This is a genomic window from Arthrobacter sp. 10T413_2 (assembly GCF_056394205.1).
This window is the reverse complement of sequence record NZ_JBFTHK010000225.1, coordinates 1-5,704: the sequence shown is the minus strand read 5'-3', so window position 1 is coordinate 5,704 and position 5,704 is coordinate 1. Positions and strand designations below refer to the sequence as shown.

Annotated in this window: 9 protein-coding genes and 1 pseudogene; 4 read left to right on the top strand and 6 right to left on the bottom strand. The window is 66.3% G+C overall.

What is annotated here, in order from left to right:
- The 5 genes from AC1DBQ_RS21065 to AC1DBQ_RS21045 form a co-directional block, all read right to left on the bottom strand.
- On the bottom strand, positions 1-367 hold a 367-nt coding region (locus AC1DBQ_RS21065), incomplete at its 3' end, for a TSUP family transporter (RefSeq protein WP_476930365.1).
- Positions 364-972, bottom strand: coding sequence for a rhodanese-like domain-containing protein (locus AC1DBQ_RS21060; protein WP_476930364.1), 609 nt, complete (start codon positions 970-972; stop codon positions 364-366). The genes AC1DBQ_RS21060 and AC1DBQ_RS21065, both read right to left, overlap by 4 nt.
- A gap of 157 nt (positions 973-1,129) precedes the next feature.
- Positions 1,130-1,432 (bottom strand): rhodanese-like domain-containing protein, encoded by a 303-nt coding sequence (locus AC1DBQ_RS21055; protein ID WP_476930363.1) that lies wholly within the window; start codon positions 1,430-1,432, stop codon positions 1,130-1,132.
- A gap of 85 nt (positions 1,433-1,517) precedes the next feature.
- Positions 1,518-1,847, bottom strand: a complete 330-nt coding sequence (locus tag AC1DBQ_RS21050) for a metal-sensitive transcriptional regulator (RefSeq protein WP_476930362.1) — start codon at positions 1,845-1,847, stop codon at positions 1,518-1,520.
- A 2-nt stretch (positions 1,848-1,849) separates the two neighbouring features.
- Positions 1,850-2,164, bottom strand: coding sequence for a rhodanese-like domain-containing protein (locus AC1DBQ_RS21045; RefSeq protein WP_476930361.1), 315 nt, complete (start codon positions 2,162-2,164; stop codon positions 1,850-1,852).
- 133 nt (positions 2,165-2,297) lie between these two features.
- Between AC1DBQ_RS21045 and AC1DBQ_RS21040 the strand changes: the two genes are divergently transcribed.
- From AC1DBQ_RS21040 to AC1DBQ_RS21025, 4 genes are all read left to right on the top strand, one after another.
- Complete coding sequence (locus AC1DBQ_RS21040) at positions 2,298-2,663, top strand: thioredoxin family protein (protein WP_476930360.1); 366 nt, start codon at positions 2,298-2,300, stop codon at positions 2,661-2,663.
- A gap of 72 nt (positions 2,664-2,735) precedes the next feature.
- Positions 2,736-3,224 (top strand): OsmC family protein, encoded by a 489-nt coding sequence (locus AC1DBQ_RS21035; RefSeq protein WP_476930359.1) that lies wholly within the window; start codon positions 2,736-2,738, stop codon positions 3,222-3,224.
- 264 nt (positions 3,225-3,488) lie between these two features.
- Positions 3,489-4,784: an MFS transporter gene (locus AC1DBQ_RS21030; protein WP_476930358.1), complete on the top strand. Its 1,296-nt coding sequence runs from the start codon at positions 3,489-3,491 to the stop codon at positions 4,782-4,784.
- 8 nt (positions 4,785-4,792) lie between these two features.
- Complete coding sequence (locus AC1DBQ_RS21025) at positions 4,793-5,395, top strand: hypothetical protein (RefSeq protein ID WP_476930357.1); 603 nt, start codon at positions 4,793-4,795, stop codon at positions 5,393-5,395.
- A gap of 56 nt (positions 5,396-5,451) precedes the next feature.
- Here the strand turns inward: AC1DBQ_RS21025 and AC1DBQ_RS21020 are convergent.
- Positions 5,452-5,704, bottom strand: a pseudogene (locus AC1DBQ_RS21020) (transglycosylase domain-containing protein); the annotation flags it as partial.

The following is a 5,704-nucleotide window of genomic DNA, read 5'->3' as shown; positions in this document are numbered from 1 at the left end:
ACGCGCCGCCGACGGACTTGGACGGCATCAGCATCCGGATGCCGGCGAAGACCATGATCGCGGCAAAAGCCAGCAACAGAATCTTCGGGTCCAGGAGCCGGTTCACTGCCGCGCCAAGGTACGCCGTCACGGTTCCTGCCGCACCGATGATCAGCGCCAGGCGCCAGTTGACGCCGGCCCGCAGCCGGGGCAGCACCGCGACGGCGGAGGAAGCGCCGACGACGACCAGCGACGTCGGGATTGCCGCCGCAAGCGGCAGCCCCACGCCATAGACCAGTGCGGGCACGGCTAGGATGGATCCGCCGCCTCCGACCAGGCCCAACAGGCCACCGACGATCAGCCCGAACGCYGCCGCGGAGATGATCATGCCCGGGCGTCCAGGTTCTTGAGGGCCTGGTGCGCGGTGGGCTCGTTCGCGGAGCGGTTCCACGGCATCTTGGAGAGCATCTGACCCATGGCACAGCTGTTAGTGGCCGCGGAGAACGTCAGGCCGGCACCGATGCCGMCGGCAATCAGGCCGAGTTTGGGCGAGATGAACTTGCTGCCGAGCACGCCGGCAAGGACAAGGGAGCCGGCGGTCATCCGGACCTGGCGCTCCAGGGCCCAGGCGCCACGGCCGCGGACAACGTTTCCGCCGGCCGCTTCGTAGGCGGGCACCCCGCCGGACAGGACACTGGCACTGGCCAGGCCGACAGAGTCCAGGTGCTTGCGGGCCTGCTCGGCCCGGTTGCCGGACTGGCAGACGAGGACCACGCGGGTGCCCATCTTGGCCGCGAACTCTTCGGTGTGTTCGCTCAGCATGGCCAGCGGCACATGGTATGAGCCATTGATGTGCATGGCATCGAACTCAGCGCCGCTGCGCACGTCGATGATCATCAGATCATCGTGGTTGTCTTCCCAAGCCTTCAGGGTCGAGGCATCGATGGATTTGGGAGCGGTGTTAAGGGCATTGGTTTTGTTCAAGGAAGTCATGATCTCTTTCGGTATATCTTGGAGCATTTCTTGTGGTGGCCCMGCGCTCGCGGGTAACCATCCTCCACCGCCCGGTTCGCCATGTCAGGGACACGGTCCGGGCAAATGGAAGCCCGGGCTGCATGTGGGGGCATGCCGCCCGGGCAGTCTGGTGGGATCAGGCGGTCGGGAAGCCCGCGGCCGTCCAATCAAGCATTCCGCCGGGCACGGTGTAGGCCGTGTAACCTGCCGCTGACAGCTGGTCCGCGGCTACCGCACTCCGGCGTCMACTGCGGCACACTGCGATGACCGGGCGGGCCTTKTCCAGGTCGCTGAGGCGGCCGGCCAGTTCGCCAAGGGCAATGTGCCGGGCACCGGGKATCATGCCTTCAGCGATTTCAGCTGGTTCGCGGACGTCCACAATCTGGGCATCGCTGCCGCTCTTGAGCTGTTCTGCGAGCTGCTGTGGGGTGATTTCCATGTGCTGGACCTTTCGGTAGGACGGGGCTGTGGTGCTGCGAAAATGGGGACTTTGGGGGATTCCCGGGACTGAGGCTTACGCCGTACTAGGTCAGGCGCAGGAAGAGCGCGCGGATTTCCTCGAGCGTGGCCTTCTGRCCCGGCAGCCCGGACTGTGTGCCACCTGCCGAGAAGACGTCTGCTGGCTCTGTGAGGCAGTCGCGCATCGCCGTCGAGATCAGTTCGAATCCGGCTTTGTCCAGCGCTCCGCGGACGGCCGTCAACTGGGTGACGACGTTGCGGCAGTCAGCCCCGGCTTCGACGGCGGCAATCAGTGCGGCGAGCTGGCCCTGGGCCCGCTTGAGACGGTTGATGGTGCGGTTTCTGCCGGAGTCCCTGCCGGGTTGGTGCTGCGGGAGACTGGCGGTGGAGGACATGCTTACTTGCCTCCGGTCTGGAAGTTGACMGGATGCCCGTTGCGGTACCACTCGGTGATTCCGCCCATGACGTTCACCGCGTCGTAGCCTTCCGCGCTGAGGTGCGCCGTGGCGCGGGAACTGCGGCCCCCGGAAGCGCACATCACATAAACGGTCCGTCCGATCGGGACGTCGCCGATGGACTGATGGAAACGCGAGAGCGGAATATTTTTGGTACCCGGGACGGACGCCTCCGAGTACTCTTCCTCTTCCCGGACGTCGATGATGGATACCTCCGGCCCGAGTGCTGCCAGGTCGTTTACTGAAATGCTCTCCATGCTGGTGTCCTTTCATGCTGTCCGGGAGCCGGGGCGGGCATCCTTCCTCCTCCATCATGATACCCCCGGGGGTATAAATGCAAACCGGCGGCCGAGGCTTGCCAAAATACCCCCGGGGGTATAGTATTTTGCCATGGCAACCATCGACATTTCCGAAAAAGACTTCAACGACACCATCACCGGCAACGGCATCGTTCTGGTGGACTTCTGGGCGGCCTGGTGCGGCCCGTGCCGGATGTTTGCCMCCACCTTCAGTAAGGCATCGGACAACCACACGGACGTCGTCTTCGCGAAGGTGGACACCGAGGCCGAGCCCGGCCTCTCCGCCGCCGCCCGTATCACCTCGATCCCCACCCTCATGGCCTTTAGGGACGKGATCCTCGTCTTCTCGCAGCCCGGGGCAATGAACGCGGCCGGGCTGGAACAKCTCATCACCGCCATCAAGGACCTGGACATGGACGAGGTCAGGGCGAAAATGGCAGCCGCCCCGGCGTCGTAGGGATCAAGCGCCCCCAACCCCGGTGCGGGGTTCTCCGGGAATAGTCACCAACCGACGGATCGAGAGGCCCGCATGAGCGAACCAGTCACCACCGCCCCCGGCAGCACGATGCCGGCCGTCAGGCGGGCATCCGGCGATACCCAGCCGGTACATGTCGCGCACCGGGGCGGCGACCGCTTCGACATCACCGTCCGCGGTCACGTCATCAGGGTCGACCAGCCGGTCAGCGATGGCGGGGAGGACACCGGCCCCACGCCGACGGAACTGTTCATCGCGAGCCTCGCAAGCTGTGTCGCATTCTACGCCCGCCGCTACCTCAACCGACACGACCTGCCCACCGAAGGCCTGGCCGTGGAGGCGGACTTCCGCATGGGCTCACGCCCCGCACGCGTCGCCCAGATCGAGGTGCKCCTCACCGTCCMCGCCAACATTCCCGTTGAGCGGCGCGATGCCCTGCTCGCCGTCGCCTCGCACTGCACCGTGCACAACTCGCTGACAACAGCCCCTGAGATTTTAGTGGCCTTCGCTGACGACCCCGGACTCCCGGCGGGAGGMCACTAGGGCGTCCCTCCAGGGCACGTCCGGCGCCGCCGGCTCAGCCGCAGGTGCAGCGCTGCTCCGGCGGGACGTCGGCCATGACCGATTCGACATGCTCGCCGCAACCGGCCCAGGTAGCCTTTCCACATTTATTGCAACGGACGGGACTGCACATTTCGACTCCTCCAGTAGGTTGGGTACCTCTCGATCATACCCCTGGGGGTATGTGTTGCCAACCCAATCCCCACACAATTGCATACCCGTAGGGGTATCTGAAAGACTGTCGCAATGCCGCTATCTCCCGGGTCCAGCGGACCACAGCTCCTCGCACCTCCGTCMAGCCCCGCCGTCGGTGTCCCGCCGCAACGCAAAGTAGTCTCTGTCCTGGTCAGCGGCCAGATCCTCGGCGGCATCGGCATGGGCGCGACGTTGTCGCTCGGCTCGCTGCTGGCGACACAGCTTTCCGGATCGTCAGCGTGGTCCGGCTTGGCCGCCACCATGAGTACCCTCGGGGCAGCCGTGGCTGCCGTTCCCTTGGCCCGGCTCGCTGTCGCCCGGGGACGGCGCCGATCACTATCCGCCGGCGCGCTCATCGCCGGAACCGGCGCAGTCATTGCCATCGCGTCGGCGTCGGTTCCGAGCTTTCCCCTGCTGCTACTCGGTTTGATGCTGCTCGGGGCGGGATCAGCGGTCAACCTGCAGGCCAGGTTTGCCGCCACTGACCTCGCCCGGCCATGCACTAGGGCACGGGATCTCTCGCTCGTTGTCTGGTCCACCACCATCGGTGCGGTCCTTGGCCCCAACCTCTTCGGGCCCGGCGAAGCCGTTGGAGCGGCCATCGGCCTGCCGCCACTGACCGGCGCCTTCGCCTTCTCAATGGCCGCCCAGCTCGCCGCCGCCCTCGTATACCTGGCCGGGCTGCGGCCCGACCCGCTGCTGGCGGCGATGTCGATGCGTGACCACAGCGTCGCGGCACCCCGTCCGCGGAGCGGCACACTGATACTGCGCAGCAACCCGAGGGCGCGATACGCGGTGGCCGCCGTCGCACTCAGCCACGCCACGATGGTGGCACTGATGTCCATGACACCGGTTCACCTCCGCGAACACGGAGCGAGCCTGACAATCGTGGGCTTCACCATTAGCCTGCACATCGCGGGAATGTACGCCCTCTCCCCCGTGTTCGGCTGGTTGGCGGACAAAGCCGGCAGGTTGCCYGTTGTGCTGCTGGGCCAGTCCATGCTGTTAGCTTCCCTGCTCATCGCCGGTGTTGCGGCCGACTCCCGCACCGCCGTCACGGTCAGCCTCGTCCTGTTGGGACTCGGATGGTCGGCTTCGGTGGTGGCGGGTTCGGCGATGGTGGCCGAATCGGTCGACCTGCAGGACCGGCCCGCCGTCCAAGGCATCTCGGATTTGAGCATGAATGGCGCCGGTGCCATAGGGGGCGCCCTGGCCGGCCCGGTCCTTGTATCGATGGGCTACTCCGGCCTCGGTTTCCTCGCGATAGCCCTGGTGGCTGTCGTGGTTATCTGGACCGCGCTGCGTGCCCGGCCGGGCTCGGCGACCCCGCAGCCCGGGCACCGCTAGGAACGGTCATGGATGCGAACAGCAAAACCGACGAAGAATTTCCGGCCGACGGTGGCCGCGKAAGGGCGCCTGCGTGGCTGGAGTCCCTGGGCGCTGACTGGCGCCAGCTTCGCGGTTGGCAGCGGTCACGGGTGGCCACGGCGGGCATCGCCGGTGCCGCCGCCGCTGCCGTTGTGGTGTCAACGAATGGCATGCTGACAGCAGCGGGTGCCCCGTGGTGGTCTGTTGTGATCGTCGGGGCCGGTTCGCTCCTGGCCGGACTGGTGGTGGGCAGCTACATCAGCGCACCCATCGGGGCCGAGGCGACCGTCTGTGACACACGTTGGCCTTTGGTCGGTCTCACGGGACTGGTGCTGTCCACGTCCACCGGGGAGGGAAGCCTGGCCGCGCATCTGTTCACCGGCGCGCTACCTGCAGTGTTGGCAGGGGTGATCCAGCCGGCTTTCGCGCTCCTGTCATTTGCCCTGTTGGGCTGGGCTTTGCGGGAGCGGCTCGGACTCGAGCGGACGGCCGTATCGCCSGTTGCCGGCAAGGATGCGGGCGATGTGTGTACTACCTGCCGCCCGCTGTTTCCGACCAAGCCGGMCTTGCAGGGCCGCCCCGATGCCTGAGGCATCGGGCATCACCGACGGATATACGCCCAGTCTTCCGGCAGCCTGGGCCTTCATCACCCCAGCATGGACGCCGGCGGCAGGGCAAACGGCGCGGCGGGGAACTGCTGCGCCGCATCCATGAGGTGCCCCCATTGGCCGCCGGCAATATCGGCGCCGTCGACGKCGGCATAGTACTTTCCGTTGATCGTGATGTTCTGGTTGACCCAGCGCGGACTGATGCCCTGGTAGCTTCCGAACCATGATGCTGTGGATATGCCCGAGGTGGCACCTACGGTCCAGGTCATGGTGTTTCCGTCGGTGGTGCCG